This window comes from Flavobacterium rhamnosi, from assembly GCF_048286515.1.
Taxonomy (GTDB): Bacteria; Bacteroidota; Bacteroidia; order Flavobacteriales; family Flavobacteriaceae; genus Flavobacterium.
Genome location: NZ_JBLVPS010000017.1, coordinates 22,381 through 37,720 on the forward strand (window position 1 = coordinate 22,381; position 15,340 = coordinate 37,720).

Genomic DNA, 15,340 nt, shown 5'->3' on the forward strand with positions numbered 1-15,340 from the left:
TGGCGTTTGATTGGTTTTTAATTTCTAAATTTGTACTCAGGTTTGAAACCTTAAACATTTAAATAAAAAAATATGGCATTAGCAATAACAGACGCTACTTTTGATGAAGTAGTTTTGAAATCAGATAAACCGGTAATGGTGGATTTTTGGGCAGCATGGTGTGGGCCTTGTAGAATGGTTGGACCAATAATTGACGAAATCAGCGAAGAATACGCTGGAAAAGTAGTCGTTGGAAAGGTTGATGTTGACGCAAACCAAGAATTTGCAGCAAAATACGGAGTTAGAAATATTCCAACAGTGTTGGTTTTTCATAACGGAGAAGTAGTAGGGAAACAAGTAGGTGTTGCCCCAAAACAAACGTATGCAGATAGTTTAGACGCTTTGTTGTAATCGGTAGATTATGATTTACATAGAATCTGTAATAGGTTCAGATAAAAGGTTTGGCGAAAGTCAAGCCTTTTTTTTTGGTATGTCTGGCATCTTTTCTAATAGAGTGCAAGATGACTAACATCAGAAGAGCATTCAAATGAGGGCAGGCGGACTACCTGTCTCGATTTGTTAAAATTGTATTTTCAAATCAGTTAAATTTCCAATTTTAAATTATCTTTGAGATATGAAGATTGAATCGCAAATAGAGAAAATTTCCAGTTTTCAGCATCTTGAATTGCTGGCCAATCAGGTTGTGGAAGGTTTTATTTCTGGAATGCATAAAAGTCCATTTCACGGATTTTCAGCTGAATTTGCAGAACATAAGGTCTATAATGTTGGTGAAAGCACCAAACATATCGATTGGAAATTATTTGCCAGAACGGATCGTTTGTATACAAAGCGATTTGAGGAAGAAACAAATTTACGATGCCACATCATTATCGATAATTCTTCTTCGATGCATTATCCTAAATTAAAAGACGGTCAACAATTCTATGAAAATAAAATAGGTTTTTCGGTTTTGGCTTCGGCGGTTTTAATGAATCTTTTAAAGAAACAACGCGATGCTATAGGTCTTAGCGTGTTTTCGGATAGATATGAGTACTACGCGCCTGAAAAAGGCAGTGATCGCCATCATAGAATGATTTTAAATACACTTGAAGGACTGTTGGAAAAACCTGCAGTCAAAAAAAGTACTGATACAGTAACCTTTTTGCATCAAATAGCAGAGAAAATCCACCGTCGCTCCATGATTATTCTATTTACGGATATGTTTCAGTCGGGATCTGGACCATCGGGAGATGAGGCGCTTTTTAATGCTTTACAGCATTTGAAACACAATAAGCATAAAGTGGTATTATTTCATGTTGTCGATACCAAAACGGAGTTGAACTTTGACTTTGACAATGCGCCGAGGAAGTTTGTTGATGTGGAATCGGGTGAAGAAGTGGCAGTTTTTGCAGATAATGTGAAGCAAGAGTACGAAAAACAGGTGGAAAGTTACTTCAAGAAGCTGGCGTTAACCTGCGCTCAAAACAGAATAAAGTACATTCCGGTAAGTGTACATGAAAGTTTTGAAAAAATTTTAATGACATACTTAGTTGAAAAACAAAACTTTGGGTAATACAGCGAATTTTTATCAAATATTTTTTCAAAAAACGCTTGCGTAAACGGAAATCTATTGTATCTTTGCCACCGCAATAAAGCAGCAGGTTTGGTAGTTCAGTTGGTTAGAATACATGCCTGTCACGCATGGGGTCGCGGGTTCGAGTCCCGTCCAGACCGCTAATATTGGGAGAAGCCTTTCGTAACTGAAAGGCTTTTTTGCCCCAATAAGGTATCTAAAGCTAGTTGTGTTGTTTGCTACGAATTTGTAACTCGTAGCGGGTTTAGTAGTTAGACCAATGAAAAGCTTTCCACTTTTGTGGATAGCTTTTTTGATTAAAATAAAGCAGGTTTGGTAGTTCAGTTGGTTAGAATACATGCCTGTCACGCATGGGGTCGCGGGTTCGAGTCCCGTCCAGACCGCTAGATTTAAGAAAGCCTTTCGTAACTGAAAGGTTTTTTTGATTTCAGGAAGTTTGAAAATTAAAATAACTCCGATTTATACTGCCAGACAATCGTAAGAAACAATCCTAAATACATCACGCAAACCACAAATTTCATAAAGCTGGAGGCCAGTAAGCCAATAAATGACCCGGTGGCTGCTTTCAAAGCCCGTTTATGATCTTTAAAATCGAAAACGAGTTCTCCAATTAAAGCACCGACAAAAGGACCTATTAGAAAGCCCAAAGGGACAGGGGTAAGAATTCCAAGAATCAAGCCAATATTCGTTCCCCAAATACCATAAGAACTACCTCCAAATTTTTTGGTTCCTCTGGAAGGAATCACATAATCCAAAATAGAAATAACGATAGTAATTATTAAAGCGATTCCAAGAATCCAATAATTAGCAGGGACAGCACTTGTGAAATAAAGTAACAGTAAACCAATCCAACTGATACTTGGCCCAGGTAAAACTGGCAAGAAGCTTCCAAAAATTCCTGTAAAGACGCACAAAAAACCGAGAATTAAAAGTAATAGATCCATAGAATTATTTTAGTAATTTTGAATATCAAAGAAGCAACGTCTATTTTAAACGAATATGAGAAAAATAATTTTAGTATTTTCCATTGCGCTATTTTTAACGGTTTTTCCGGAGTCATTGAAAGCTCAAGATAAAGCGTTGAACAATAGTGATGCCCTTTTGAAAGAAGCTTTATACAATGCTAATAAAGTAAAAGTATTAAATTTTTCTTTGAAACAGTTTGACGCACTTTTTTTTGAATATTTCGATAAAAAAGCCAGTCCTAATTTAGTATTGACAAAGGAAGAATTCTATAAATATACAATTCAGATTGCTATTTTTTCAGATCGATTGGCTGCGTTATATCCAGACCAAAAAGAAATTGCCGCCGAAAGCAAAAAGAAATGGTTTGCTGAAACCTACGAAGATTATTTAGTTTCTAAAGCTACTCAAAAAAAATAATTGTATTTTTATAAAATATTAGTTCAATTGAAAAACAAAACCTTGAAGCACTATTACCTTTTTTTAGTAATTATACTTTTTAATTCCTGCCAATATTTCGAAAAGCAAGTGCCTTCGGAAAAGGAATTGTTGCAAAAGGAACTGAAATCCATCAATTGGAAGGAAGTCGATGAATTTCCATCTGTGGTAGACTGTGAAAAAATCGAGAATAAAACGCAAAGACAGCAATGTTTTTTTGAAGTTTTAACGCAGTTGATTCAGGAAAAATTGAGTGTTGATACGCTTTCGGTACTCTATCCGCAACTGGACACGATTGAAGTAAAAGTCACTATTTTTCCTAATGCGACGATGCAATTCGAACCGCAATTTCCAAAAGATTCCGTGGCTTATGACAGAATAAAAATTGACAGCATTCTGAAAGCGCGTTTGGTTGATTTTCCCAAAGTAAATCCAGCCATCAAAAGAGGAATTCCTGTAAAAACACAATTTATTCTCCCCGTAATTCTAAAAGTAGAGTAGGTGATTTGTATCCTTAGCACAGTCGTGGCTTACTAATATGTAAACTGTCCGTCTGCAACCTGGGAACTATTGTCTAAAATTTCCTTCCTTTCCACTCATATTTTCCAAACAACGAATACAAAGCAACACTTACACTAAAAAAAGGATACAACAAACTAGTTAGAATAAGATGTCTTATTTTGGTTTTGCTTAAAAAATAATGGGATTTGTAAATCAAAACGGTATCAACAGCAAACTTCAATGTTAATAATAAAAGGATATTCAAGGATGAAAATAGACCTAAAACCCAGAGTGTAAAACCTAGAATTAAACTTAGATTTCCCCCGAAAACTAATAATCCTAAGCCTTTTCCAAATTGACTTTGATAGGAATTTGTTTTTGACGCCCAGCGTACTCTTTGATAGAATAGCGATTTCCAATCGTCCAATGGTTTTGTGATGATAATGTTGTTTTTGGATTTTAAATAGTGAACTTTTTCAGGAAATTGGGCAATTGCTTTTTGCAGTAGGAAAACATCATCACCACTTGCAATTCTACTATTTCCATCAAAACCTTTCAGTTCCAGAAAGAAGGTTTTCGTATAGGAAAAATTCGCTCCATTGCACATGAAACCTTTCTTAATTCCAAAACTGCCAATCGTGGCACCTTGTAAACTAGTTAAATCCAATTGCTGGAAATGATGTAAAAACGAATCATCACAAACATAGGTTACCGCACCGGAAATCATCGAAACATCATGAAGCTGAATGTAATTGTCCAATGCTAATAACCAGTTTTCATTGACTAGGCAATCAGCATCAGTGGTAATAATCCAATCCGTATTTACGATTTGCATCGCGGTCACAATTGCATCTTTTTTAGGCGAATTCGAAACCCGGCAGTTCTTTATAATCGAAATTTGAAATTTATAATCTGAAATTTGAAATCTTTTCTCGGATTCATCATCCACCAAAATCACTTCAAACAATTCAGTCGGATAATTCAACTGGGATAAACTGTCTAATAAAATAGGTAGATTTTCGGCTTCATTCCGAAAAGGAACAATAATTGAGAATTTTGTTTGTGGTTTTAAACCAATGTAATCAATAGTATTTATTTTGGTGAAACCATAAATCAGAAAACAAATCGCAAGGCAATAGAGGATTATAACGAAGTACAAAACAAAAATCATACTGGATTTTTAGTTTTAAAATTCAACACATAGTAACTGCCAATCACTACTGGCAAAACCACATTCAGAAACCACATGAGTGTGGTCACAAAAATCACGATCCATTCGTTAACACCAAGAATCCCAAAGAAATATACCGCTACACTTCCTTTCACGGCAAAGTCTAAAAACTGGAAAGTAGGCAAGGAGGAAGCTAGAAAATAAACACTGATAATTGTAGCAATTACTATTAGATAAGGGAGGTCAACATCAAAAGCCAGAAATAAAAAATAATATTGATGTGAAAAAACCAGAAAACGACAAATCGCTAAAAAAATATTTTTTTGATGAATGGATTTAGGGATTTCGTTAATTTTATGAATTAGTCTTTCGATGGAATAGCCTTTAATGGTGAATTTTTTCAAGAGAAAAAAAACTAGAAACAAGAGCATTAAAAGGCCGAAAAGTATTGTTACGGTTTTTGTGGTAATAACATTGTATTGCGCATTAAAATACAGCAAACCGAAAATCCCGAAAACAACGGTCAAAATCATTTGGATTCCGTTGCAGATCAAGTTTAGAAATATGACATTTTTGGTATCTTTTTTTTCGAAAAACAATGCTTTTCCGGCATATTCGCCCACACCGTTTGGTGTAAAAAGCCCGGCTGTTAAAGCGCCAAGAACTTGTTTTGTCGCATCACCTAAAGATATTTTATGGATAAATTGAACTAAGTTCTGCCATTTTAAAATTTCAAAAAAGCGATTCAAAACACTTAGAAATAAAATAAAAGCGATGCCACTAACCGACTGATTTTTCTTGAATAAAACAAGAAATTTTTGCCAATCCAGTTTGTCGTTATGCGCCAATTGATCGTAAATAAAATAGAATGCTCCGCCCACAATCAAAACTTTGATTATAAGAACGAGGAATTGCTTAGCTTTGTGAGGAATTGTAATCATTACTGCAAAATAACAAATTAAAATTGGCAAACGAGCGCATCATATTGGGAATTGACCCCGGGACTACGATTATGGGTTTTGGATTGATAAAGATTATCAATAAAAAAATGGAATTTTTGCAATTGAATGAATTGCAATTGTCTAAATACGACAACCATTACCAAAAATTGAAAATTATTTTCGAGCGCACCATTGAGTTAATAGATACCCATAATCCAGATGAAATTGCGATTGAGGCACCTTTCTTTGGGAAAAATGTACAATCGATGCTGAAGTTAGGGCGAGCACAAGGGGTGGCCATGGCAGCAGGACTTTCGCGGGACATTCCTATAACCGAATACGAACCTAAGAAAATAAAAATGGCAATTACCGGAAACGGAAATGCCAGTAAAGAACAAGTGGCCAAAATGCTTCAACAATTATTAGGTCTGAAAGAATTGCCTAAAAACCTCGATAGTACTGATGGATTGGCGGCAGCCGTTTGTCACTTTTTCAATTCTGGAAAAGTGATTGGCACAAAAAGTTATACCGGTTGGGATGCTTTTGTAAAACAAAATGAAGAACGAGTTAAAAAATAGTGTTCACGATTCAGTATTCAGTTTCAGAGCTGACCACTAATCACTGATCACTGATCGCTAAATATGTCAGGAATCTACATTCATATCCCTTTTTGCAAGCAGGCATGTCATTACTGTGACTTCCATTTTTCGACTTCAATGAAGAAGAAAGAAGAGATGGTTTTGGCTATAGCCAAGGAATTGCAGTTGCGTAAAAGTGAGTTTGAAAGCGAAACAGTGGAAACTATTTATTTTGGTGGTGGCACTCCAAGTGTTTTAACTTCCGAAGAAATTAATTTCCTGATTGCCGAAGTTTATAAAAATTATGCAGTTGCAGAGAATCCGGAGATTACTTTAGAAGCCAATCCTGATGATTTGTCTACTGAGCGAATAATCGAAGTTTCCAAAAGTAAAATTAATAGATTAAGCATCGGAATTCAGTCGTTTTTTGAAGACGATCTGAAGATGATGAACCGTGCTCATAATTCGGTGGAAGCCCGAAAATGTTTGGAAGAAGCTACAACTTATTTCGAGAATATTTCTCTCGATTTGATTTATGGAATTCCAGGAATGAGCAACGAAAGATGGAGGCAAAATATCGAAACGGCTTTGAGTTTTGGAATCTCTCATATTTCCAGTTATGCATTGACAGTTGAACCCAAAACGGCTTTGAACAAACTAATTCAAACAGGAAAAATTGCAGCTCCTAAAGACGAGGTCGCCCACGAACATTTTGCTATTTTGGTGGAAACGCTCGAAGCCAGCGATTTTATTCATTACGAATTATCAAATTTTGGAAAAGAGAATTACTTTTCTAAAAATAATTCGGCATATTGGTTAGGGAAAAAATACATAGGGATTGGTCCTTCGGCACACAGTTATAATGGTGTTTACCGAAGTTGGAATGTTTCGAATAATTCTGTTTATTTAAAGTCCATTCAAGAAAATAAACAGCCCAATGAAATAGAAGTCCTTTCCACAGCAGACCGTTACAACGAATATATCATGACAGGTTTACGAACGATTTGGGGTGTTTCTTTGGATAGAATAGAAACTGAATTCGGAGTTGATTATCTGGATTATCTCAATACGCAAGCTCAAAAATTTTTGAATGATGATTTGCTTTCTATCGAAAATAAGATTTTAAAACCAACCAAAAAAGGAAAGTTTTTGACGGATGGAATTGCATCGGATTTATTTTACTTAAATTTGGAATAGTTAAAATTCGCCCAAGACACAAAGGAACAAGGAAAAACAGAGTTCGACACGAGACTTGCGCCTTAATATCTTCGCGGCATAAAATGATAATTTGTGTTAGCAACAATCCAATATAAGAACGAAACATTTGAAGTTGATTTATCAAAACCCATTGATATTTCTATTGCGATAACGAATACCGATGAAAACCCGATTGCTTGGTATATCGAGAAACCGGTTATTGAACCTGTTGTTTTTGGGGATTGGATTGGGAAAGTTTCGGAAGGGAAGTCATCTACGAATTTCAATAATATTTTCTTTAATCCACATGGACATGGAACTCATACCGAATGCCTAGGGCATATTACAAGGGAGTTTTACAGTATTAACCAATCGTTGAAACAGTTTTTCTTTATGGCGGAATTGGTTTCGGTTCGGCCGGAAATACAAGGAGAAGATATGGTGATTACTTTGGACAGCATCTTGAATGCGCTTGATGTTACATTGAAGTTAGGTGTTCCTAGAGAAGCTATTATCATTAGAACAATTCCTAATTTAGAAACAAAAAAGCATTTAAAATATTCAAATACAAATCCGCCTTATCTGGATAAAGATGCTGCGCGTTTCATTTGCGAGAGCGGGATTCAACATTTGCTAATTGATTTGCCAAGTGTGGATAAAGAACATGATGAGGGGGAGCTTTTAGCTCATAAAGCATTTTGGAATGTAACCGATGTTGCTAATTTGAATGCAGACGCACGATTGGATTGTACGATTACGGAGATGATTTTTGTTCCAAATAATGTACAAGACGGAACTTATTTACTGAATTTGCAAATTGCTTCTTTTGAGAATGACGCGAGTCCGAGTAAACCGATACTTTATGAAATATGATAACCGTTTCAACTGATAAAGGCAAATTAGACGTGCCTTTTCTTCAGAATTTTCTGAAGGATATTTATTGGGCTGCAGGCCGAACACTAGCAGAAGTTCAAATTACAATTGATAATTCGTTTTGTTTTGGGATTTATTTAAATGAAAAGCAAATTGGTTTTGCTCGCGTTATTACTGATTATGTAGTTTTTGCTTATTTAATGGATGTTTTTATTACTAAAGAGCATAGAGGAAAAGGATATGCCTCTATTCTAATAAACAGTATGATGACAGAACCAAAGCTAAAAGAGGTTAAAATTTGGAGATTAGCTACTTCAGATGCACATTTTTTATATGAGAAATTTGGATTTACAGCATTAGCAAATCCAGAGAAAATGATGGAAAAAAAAGTATGATGAAAACAATTATCAAACTCGAAGAATTAGGTTTATTTGTGCTTGGAGTTTATTTTTTCAATCAGTTGGATTATGTTTGGTGGTGGTTTTTAGTTTTAATTTTGACACCGGATCTATCCATGATTGGATATGTTTTCGGGGATAAAACGGGGGCTTCCTGCTACAATTTGTTTCATCATAGAGGGATTGCCATTGCATTGTATTTTGCGGGGGTATATCTTCATCAGAATGAGATTCAACTTTCGGCAGTGATTTTATTTTCTCACTCTTCTATGGATCGAATGTTTGGTTATGGATTGAAATATGAAACGGGTTTTAAAGATACTCACTTGGGCCAAATAGGAAAAAACATAAAACAATGAACCTGGAAACATATTACGAATATTGCTTGACAAAAAAAGGAGTAACGGAACACTTTCCTTTTGATGAAGACACTTTAGTTTTTAAAGTGGGTGGAAAAATGTTTGCTTTGTCGTCTTTAAATCAATGGGAGAACGGCAGTCCTTCAATCAATTTAAAATGTGATCCGGAACGGGCACAGGAATTGCGGGCGCAATACGATGCTATTCGACCAGGATTTCACATGAGTAAAATTCATTGGAATACGATTGCAGTAAATACAGACGTACCGGACGTTCTTATCAAAGAGTTGATAGATCATTCCTACGAATTGGTTTTCAAAAGTTTAACAAAGAAAATGCGGAGCGAAGTTCAGGAATTAGAAAATTAGGCATTACTTTTGCGAAGAATATCAGAAAAAAAATATTAATACATACTGGATAAATTCAGCATAAAATGAAAGAACAATTTAAGAAGTTTTTAAACGAAGAACAAGATCCAAAAGCTATCGAAAAAATCGCTTCAAAATTGAGTGATCTACTGATGAAGAATGAAGAAATCGGTTATATTGCTGTTCAAAAAAAGCCAGCTATTACCGTTTTACCGGACAGTATTGTCCTGACAAACAAAAGGATCATCATTTGTCAGCCAAAAAATCTGGGACTTTCCATGAATTTTATTGATTACACTTGGGACGAGATTGAAGGGACTTTTGTGAAAGAAAACATTCTGGGTTCTGAATTTTCATTTACGACCAGAACCAATATGGAGGTTTCAATTGATTATATTCCTAAAATCCAAGCTCGAAAGATTTTCACTTATGCCAAAGAACAATTGGATATACTGAAGACAGGAACGACATTAGATGCAACAATAATTGATGAAGTTTCAGCTACTCCACTGGAAGACGTGGAAATCATCGAAGAGATGGAAACTGAAGAAGTGATTAGTTTTGCTGAAATAATGCCACTTTCACAACCGAATTTCAGTGCTGAAAATCAAGAATTCGAAGAGGTGTCTATAAATTCGAAAGACAAATCTCTAAGCGATCTATCGCAGGATGAGCTTTTTGAAAAATTGCAGAATTATAAAAAATTACTCGATAACGGATTGATTTTGCAAGGTGAATACGATGCTTTCAAGAAAGAAATTTTGAGTCATATGTAGTTATACATACCGCTGAGAATATTATCATTAAATAATTGAAAAACCCGACACTTGAGAGCTGTCGGGTTTTGTTTTTATTATAACGTTCTTTTCTGTTTCTCTACAAAATTATGGGCTTGTAGTTCGAGTAATTCAGTCGCTTTCTTGCGTTGTAAATCGTATAGATTTTTATCTTGGGCAATGTCTTCATAGACTTTATCGTGCATAGAAGCGCTTGTTTTTACAAGCAGATTACGTTGGTATTTGTCTTGTTCCAAAGTGGCTTTTAGAGCCGTTTCCAAATCTTCCAGTTTAAAATCGTATTCTCCTTTTGGAGATAACAGTTTTGCAATTATTGGGGAAGTTTCAATGGCTAAAAACAACAGCATAATAAAAAAAGAAGGTAGCCAAGGTAACTTATTCAATGCATTGATTCGCGCCATTAAACCATCAAAGCTATCAATAATTGGTTGGGTTGCGGTGATTTTTTTTTCCAGGTCCGCCTGAAGTGTTTTGGACTTGTTCTCCATTTCAGCAATTTTGACTAAGTTGGTTTTTTGTAAGGTGTCGAGTTCTTTCTTAACCAAATCATGTTTGGCTATTTTTTCTTTAAAAACAGGACCTTTGCCTAATTTTTTGGTGCCAGCAGTTCCTTCGGCCTCTGTAATGTAAGTTTCGTAAAGCGTATTGACCTCTTTTTCTTTATTGGTGATTTCGGATTTTAAACTTGCTATATCAGCTTTGTTTTTATCCAGATCCGATTTGAAGTAAGTAGCCAATTCCTTTTTGTTATTCAAAGCCATGGCGTTTTTCTCTTTTAATAAAACGGTATTAATCTCTTTTTCAAAGATTTTGATTTCCAATGGTTTTGAAATTACTATAGCGATAATTACCGCCAAAATAATTCGGGGTGTAGCTTGCAGAAATTCACTTCCAAATTTGTCTCTTTTTCGAATAGTGGAAACAATAAAACGATCAAGATTAAAAATCAGCAAACCCCAAACTAAACCAAAGAGTAGTGCCGGATACATATTGTCGAATACGGTAAAAAGAGCATAAGTGCTGGCAATAAAAGCCATGACAGCAGTAAAGAAAACGGTGGCGCCAATACCAACATATTTGGTTTGTTCCCCTTCGGAGCAACCTTCAAGAAGATCTTTGTCAGCCCCTGAACATAGGATAAAAAATTGTTTTAACATGATTGATTTTTTTGATTGATTGATGATTGCAAATTTAGCACCAAAAAATGAATATTGGGATAAATAGTTGATAGATATTTGATTAAGGTTTTTGTTTTTTAGGTTAGTACTATCAGTGTTGAATGGAAGGAAGATGTTGTTGGAGTTATTTTATAAGAAGTACAGTTGAAGTCGCCCGAAACACAATAGGGGCAACGTAACGTAATTTCTCCTGATCAAGTTGTTTTCCTAGGGTAAAATATTGAAGATTGGCTGGAGGGAACTTCAAAAATTGTCAAACAAAAAAGAGCCGCTCTAGACGAACAGCTCTTTTCCTTTTTTGAATTATAATTAACTTATGCTAGAGGTGCTCCTGCCATAATTTCGGCATTAGCAAATTCTTCAAATTTGGCAAAATTAGCTTTGAATTTCTGGGCTAATTCAATCGCTTTTTTATCGTATAGTTCAGGATCTTCCCAAGTATTTCTGGGATTCAATATTTCGCTAGGAACATTAGGACAAGATTGCGGTTTTGCAATTCCAAATACTTTATGATTTTCGTACGCTACGTTGTCTAATTCTCCGTTCAATGCTGCAGTAATCATTGCTCTGGTGTATTTTAGTTTCATTCTGCTTCCTATTCCGTAAGGTCCACCTGTCCAGCCAGTATTAATCAACCAAACTTTTACATTGGCATCTTTCATTTTTTTGCTCAACATTTCAGCGTATTTCGTTGGGTGCAGTGGCATAAAAGGCGCGCCAAAACAAGCAGAAAAATTGGGCTGTGGCTCTGTAATTCCTTCTTCAGTTCCAGCGACTTTTGCAGTATAGCCAGAAATAAAGTGGTAAGCAGCTTGTCCAGGTGTCAGTTTTGAAATTGGAGGTATAATACCAAATGAATCCGCAGTTAAGAAAAATATATTTTTCGGATTTTTACCAATAGAACCCGGTTGGATGTTGTCAATATGGTAAAGAGGGTAACTTACTCTGGTGTTTTGAGTGATAGAAATATCCTCAAAAGCCACTTCATTGGTACCTTTTTTAATACCTACGTTTTCTAAAATTGCGCCTTTTTTAATGGCTCTGAAAATATCTGGTTCATTTTCTTCAGAAAGGTTTATTACTTTTGCATAGCAACCGCCTTCAAAATTAAAAACAGTGTTTTCATTGGTCCAGCCATGTTCATCATCGCCAATTAATTTTCGATTTGGATCGGCTGACAATGTAGTTTTGCCAGTTCCTGATAATCCAAAGAAAATAGCAGTATCGCCATCTTTTCCGACATTGGCACTACAATGCATTGGTAGCGTATTTTTGAAAACAGGCATTATAAAATTCAAAGCGGAAAAGATTCCTTTTTTCATTTCGCCTGTGTATCCTGTGCCGCCTATCAAAACAACTTTTCTGGTAAAATCAAGAATCGCAAAATTCTTTTGACGTGTTCCGTCAACTGCAGGATCTGCCAAAAAACTTGGAACACATAATAACGTCCATTCTGCAGAAAAATCTGCTAATTCTTGTATTTCTGGTCTTAAAAACATGTTGTAGGAAAATAAGTTTGCCCAAGCTGTTTCTGTGATTACGCGAACATTTAATCTGTAATTTGGATCGGAACATACATACGAATCTCTTACAAAAATTTCTTTGTTAGATAAATAGGCTGTAACCTTATTGTATAATGCTTCAAAAGCATCAGAATCGAACGGAAGGTTTACTTTTCCCCACCAAACTTGGTTTTCAGTAATGCTGTCTTTTACTATAAAACGGTCTTGTGGTGAGCGGCCAGTGTATTCTCCGGTATTAACTGCTAATGCACCAGTTGAAACTTCAATTCCCTGTCCTGATTTAATGGTAATTTCATGTAATTCATCAGGGGATAGTTGGTAATGAATTGTTGCATTTTCAATTCCTAAGTCTTTTAACGAAATCGATTGCGTGAAAAGGGCGTTATTGTCCATAAATTTAATGTTGTGTGTGTTTCTTTTATAGACTGCAAAAGTAGAAATTATATTTCAGATAAGATTTGATTATCTGAATTTTATGATTTTTTATTTATAATGTTGGTTAATAATACGCCCCAGGCCACTATTAATAGGAGTCCGCCTATGGGAGTTACAAATCCGATGACTTTAAAATCAAAAGAGGTGAGGTCATTTGTTGCCAATAAATAAATTGATCCTGAAAATAAAAAAACACCAAAAAGAACCAAAAAGTAGATTGCTTTTTTTACTTTTTGAGGTAAGTCAGTTTTTAGTCCGATAAACAATAAAAAAAGGGCGTGGTACATTTGGTAACGTACTCCGGTCTCAAAAGTAGAAAGTTGTTCAAGAGATAGTACTTTTTTTAGGGCATGTGCTCCAAATGCTCCTAAAATTATCGCTATCATTCCAAGTATAGCTCCCGTGGAAATTATTTTTTTGTCCATTTTTGAATTTATTATCCATACAAAAGTATCTCTTATCTAAGTATTGTAAAAGATTTTTTCAAGATTCTTTTTTAAAATTATTTTTTTTGTAAATGGATATGATTTGATGGTTTTTTAGCGCTTCAGTGAAATTATTTTTATGTTTTAATAGGTAGCACTTGTTATAAATACAACAATATTATATATTTGTGTTATATTTATATCATTATGAGGGTAATTTTAATCATAGGGGCAGGAAGGTCAGCATCGTCGTTGATACAATATCTTTTAAATAAATCAGAAAAGGAAAATCTTCATTTGATTATTGGTGATTTATCATTGGATTTAGCTGAAAAGAAAACCAATAATCACCGGAATGCAACGCCAATAGCCTTAGATATTTTTGATGAAAGTCAAAGAAAAGAAGCAATTAAAAAAGCGAGCATTGTTATCTCAATGTTGCCGGCGCATTTACATATAGAAGTAGCTAAGGATTGTATCGTTTATAAAAAGAGCTTGGTTACGGCTTCTTATGTGAGTGATGCCATGCAGGAATTAGACGAATTGGCAAAAGAAAACAATTTAATTTTCATGAATGAAATTGGCCTTGATCCGGGAATAGATCACATGAGCGCCATGAAAGTGATTGACGAAATTAGAGAAAAGGGAGGTGATATGCTTTTGTTCGAGTCTTTTTGTGGTGGACTTGTGGCTCCGGAATCGGACACAAATCTTTGGAATTACAAATTTACATGGGCACCACGAAATGTTGTTGTCGCTGGTCAGGGAGGTGCTGCAAAATTTATTCAGGAAGGAACTTATAAATACATCCCTTATTGTAATTTATTCCGAAGAACTGAATTTCTTGACGTAGAAGGCTATGGCAGATTTGAGGCTTATTCTAATAGAGATTCTTTAAAATATAGAAGTGTTTACGGTTTAGATAATGTTCTTACTTTATATAGAGGAACGATTCGTCGTGTTGGTTTTTCGAAAGCATGGAACATGTTTGTGCAGCTGGGTATGACTGATGATAGTTACGCCATGGAAGATTCGGAAAACATGAATTACAGAGAATTCGTGAATTCTTTTTTGCCGTATCATCCAACGGATTCCGTGGAAAGTAAGATGCGTTTGATTCTTAAGATTGACCAGGACGATATTATGTGGGATAAGCTCTTAGAACTGGATTTGTTCAATCGCCATAAAAAAGTTGGCTTAAAGAACGCTACTCCTGCTCAAATCCTGGAGAAAATTCTTAGTGATAGTTGGACGCTTCAGCCTCAGGATAAAGATATGATTGTAATGTATCATAAATTTGGATATTACTTAAATGGCAAAAAAGAGCAAATAGATTCAAAAATGGTTTGTATTGGAGAAGATCAAACGTATACCGCTATGGCAAAAACCGTTGGTTTGCCAGTTGCAATGGCGACGCTGTTAATACTTAATGGTAAAATTACTACTCCGGGAGTACAACTTCCTATTCGTAAAGAAGTGTATTTACCTATTCTGAAGGAGTTGGAAGAATACGGTGTTGTTTTTAAAGAGCAAGCAATGCCTTACTTAGGATATAACCCTGATAAAGATTTTAGTTAGTAGTTTTTTTTTAGATTTTTTTAGTGTGATGAATCCGCCTCTTT

18 protein-coding genes and 2 tRNA genes are annotated in these 15,340 nt (G+C 35.2%); 14 read left to right on the forward strand and 6 right to left on the reverse strand.

Annotation, left to right across the window (positions count from 1 at the left end; all coding sequences use genetic code 11):
- Positions 1–72: 72 nt before the first annotated feature.
- The 4 genes from trxA (at position 73) to ACNQGN_RS13415 (ending at position 1,956) form a co-directional block, all read left to right on the forward strand.
- Entirely contained in the window at positions 73–390 is a 318-nt protein-coding gene (gene trxA, locus ACNQGN_RS13400) for a thioredoxin (protein ID WP_035668578.1), read from the forward strand.
- A gap of 223 nt (positions 391–613) precedes the next feature.
- On the forward strand, positions 614–1,552 hold the full coding sequence (locus tag ACNQGN_RS13405; RefSeq protein ID WP_417988336.1) for a DUF58 domain-containing protein: 939 nt from the start codon (positions 614–616) through the stop codon (positions 1,550–1,552).
- A gap of 87 nt (positions 1,553–1,639) precedes the next feature.
- Positions 1,640–1,713, forward strand: a tRNA-Asp gene (locus ACNQGN_RS13410).
- 169 nt (positions 1,714–1,882) lie between these two features.
- Positions 1,883–1,956: transfer RNA gene (locus ACNQGN_RS13415), tRNA-Asp, on the forward strand.
- A 60-nt stretch (positions 1,957–2,016) separates the two neighbouring features.
- Here ACNQGN_RS13415 and ACNQGN_RS13420 read toward each other — a convergent pair.
- Positions 2,017–2,517 carry a DUF456 domain-containing protein gene (locus tag ACNQGN_RS13420; protein WP_417988337.1) on the reverse strand — a complete coding sequence of 167 codons (501 nt, stop codon included), beginning with the start codon at positions 2,515–2,517 and terminating at the stop codon, positions 2,017–2,019.
- Between the two features lie 55 nt (positions 2,518–2,572).
- Between ACNQGN_RS13420 and ACNQGN_RS13425 the strand changes: the two genes are divergently transcribed.
- The gene (locus ACNQGN_RS13425; protein ID WP_417988338.1) at positions 2,573–2,956 is read left to right on the forward strand and encodes a hypothetical protein; all 384 of its coding nucleotides are present in this window, start codon (positions 2,573–2,575) and stop codon (positions 2,954–2,956) included.
- A gap of 42 nt (positions 2,957–2,998) precedes the next feature.
- On the forward strand, positions 2,999–3,475 hold the full coding sequence (locus ACNQGN_RS13430; RefSeq protein WP_417988400.1) for a hypothetical protein: 477 nt from the start codon (positions 2,999–3,001) through the stop codon (positions 3,473–3,475).
- A gap of 73 nt (positions 3,476–3,548) precedes the next feature.
- Here ACNQGN_RS13430 and ACNQGN_RS13435 read toward each other — a convergent pair whose 3' ends face one another.
- Positions 3,549–4,646, reverse strand: a complete 1,098-nt coding sequence (locus ACNQGN_RS13435) for a glycosyltransferase family 2 protein (protein WP_417988339.1) — start codon at positions 4,644–4,646, stop codon at positions 3,549–3,551.
- Positions 4,643–5,587 carry a hypothetical protein gene (locus ACNQGN_RS13440; RefSeq protein ID WP_417988340.1) on the reverse strand — a complete coding sequence of 315 codons (945 nt, stop codon included), beginning with the start codon at positions 5,585–5,587 and terminating at the stop codon, positions 4,643–4,645. The genes ACNQGN_RS13435 and ACNQGN_RS13440 overlap by 4 nt, the downstream gene beginning before the upstream one ends.
- Positions 5,588–5,610: 23 nt before the next feature.
- Here ACNQGN_RS13440 and ruvC point away from each other — a divergent pair, with 23 nt between their 5' ends.
- From ruvC to ACNQGN_RS13475, 7 genes are all read left to right on the forward strand, one after another.
- A complete protein-coding gene (ruvC, locus tag ACNQGN_RS13445; protein ID WP_417988341.1) occupies positions 5,611–6,165 on the forward strand; it encodes a crossover junction endodeoxyribonuclease RuvC in 555 nt (184 codons plus the stop codon).
- A 63-nt stretch (positions 6,166–6,228) separates the two neighbouring features.
- Complete coding sequence (gene hemW, locus ACNQGN_RS13450) at positions 6,229–7,362, forward strand: radical SAM family heme chaperone HemW (RefSeq protein ID WP_417988342.1); 1,134 nt, start codon at positions 6,229–6,231, stop codon at positions 7,360–7,362.
- A 93-nt stretch (positions 7,363–7,455) separates the two neighbouring features.
- Positions 7,456–8,235, forward strand: a complete 780-nt coding sequence (locus ACNQGN_RS13455) for a cyclase family protein (protein ID WP_417988343.1) — start codon at positions 7,456–7,458, stop codon at positions 8,233–8,235.
- Positions 8,232–8,630 carry a GNAT family N-acetyltransferase gene (locus ACNQGN_RS13460; protein WP_417988344.1) on the forward strand — a complete coding sequence of 133 codons (399 nt, stop codon included), beginning with the start codon at positions 8,232–8,234 and terminating at the stop codon, positions 8,628–8,630. The genes ACNQGN_RS13455 and ACNQGN_RS13460 overlap by 4 nt, the downstream gene beginning before the upstream one ends.
- Positions 8,630–8,992, forward strand: a complete 363-nt coding sequence (locus tag ACNQGN_RS13465; RefSeq protein ID WP_417988345.1) for a DUF4260 domain-containing protein — start codon at positions 8,630–8,632, stop codon at positions 8,990–8,992. Before ACNQGN_RS13460 ends, ACNQGN_RS13465 begins: the two co-directional genes overlap by 1 nt.
- Positions 8,989–9,360, forward strand: a complete 372-nt coding sequence (locus ACNQGN_RS13470; RefSeq protein ID WP_417988346.1) for an MmcQ/YjbR family DNA-binding protein — start codon at positions 8,989–8,991, stop codon at positions 9,358–9,360. Before ACNQGN_RS13465 ends, ACNQGN_RS13470 begins: the two co-directional genes overlap by 4 nt.
- Positions 9,361–9,425: 65 nt before the next feature.
- A complete protein-coding gene (locus ACNQGN_RS13475) occupies positions 9,426–10,136 on the forward strand; it encodes a PH domain-containing protein (protein ID WP_417988347.1) in 711 nt (236 codons plus the stop codon).
- A 77-nt stretch (positions 10,137–10,213) separates the two neighbouring features.
- Here the strand turns inward: ACNQGN_RS13475 and ACNQGN_RS13480 are convergent, their stop codons facing one another.
- The 3 genes from ACNQGN_RS13480 to ACNQGN_RS13490 all read right to left on the reverse strand — a co-directional run bounded on the left by ACNQGN_RS13480 (position 10,214) and on the right by ACNQGN_RS13490 (position 13,718).
- The gene (locus tag ACNQGN_RS13480; protein WP_417988348.1) at positions 10,214–11,314 is read right to left on the reverse strand and encodes a DUF4407 domain-containing protein; all 1,101 of its coding nucleotides are present in this window, start codon (positions 11,312–11,314) and stop codon (positions 10,214–10,216) included.
- Positions 11,315–11,649: 335 nt separating this feature from the next.
- The gene (gene pckA, locus ACNQGN_RS13485) at positions 11,650–13,251 is read right to left on the reverse strand and encodes a phosphoenolpyruvate carboxykinase (ATP) (protein ID WP_417988349.1); all 1,602 of its coding nucleotides are present in this window, start codon (positions 13,249–13,251) and stop codon (positions 11,650–11,652) included.
- A gap of 80 nt (positions 13,252–13,331) precedes the next feature.
- Positions 13,332–13,718: a DUF423 domain-containing protein gene (locus tag ACNQGN_RS13490; protein WP_417988350.1), complete on the reverse strand. Its 387-nt coding sequence runs from the start codon at positions 13,716–13,718 to the stop codon at positions 13,332–13,334.
- 207 nt (positions 13,719–13,925) lie between these two features.
- Here ACNQGN_RS13490 and ACNQGN_RS13495 point away from each other — a divergent pair, with 207 nt between their 5' ends.
- Entirely contained in the window at positions 13,926–15,296 is a 1,371-nt protein-coding gene (locus ACNQGN_RS13495; RefSeq protein WP_417988351.1) for a saccharopine dehydrogenase family protein, read from the forward strand.
- Positions 15,297–15,340 lie beyond the last annotated feature (44 nt).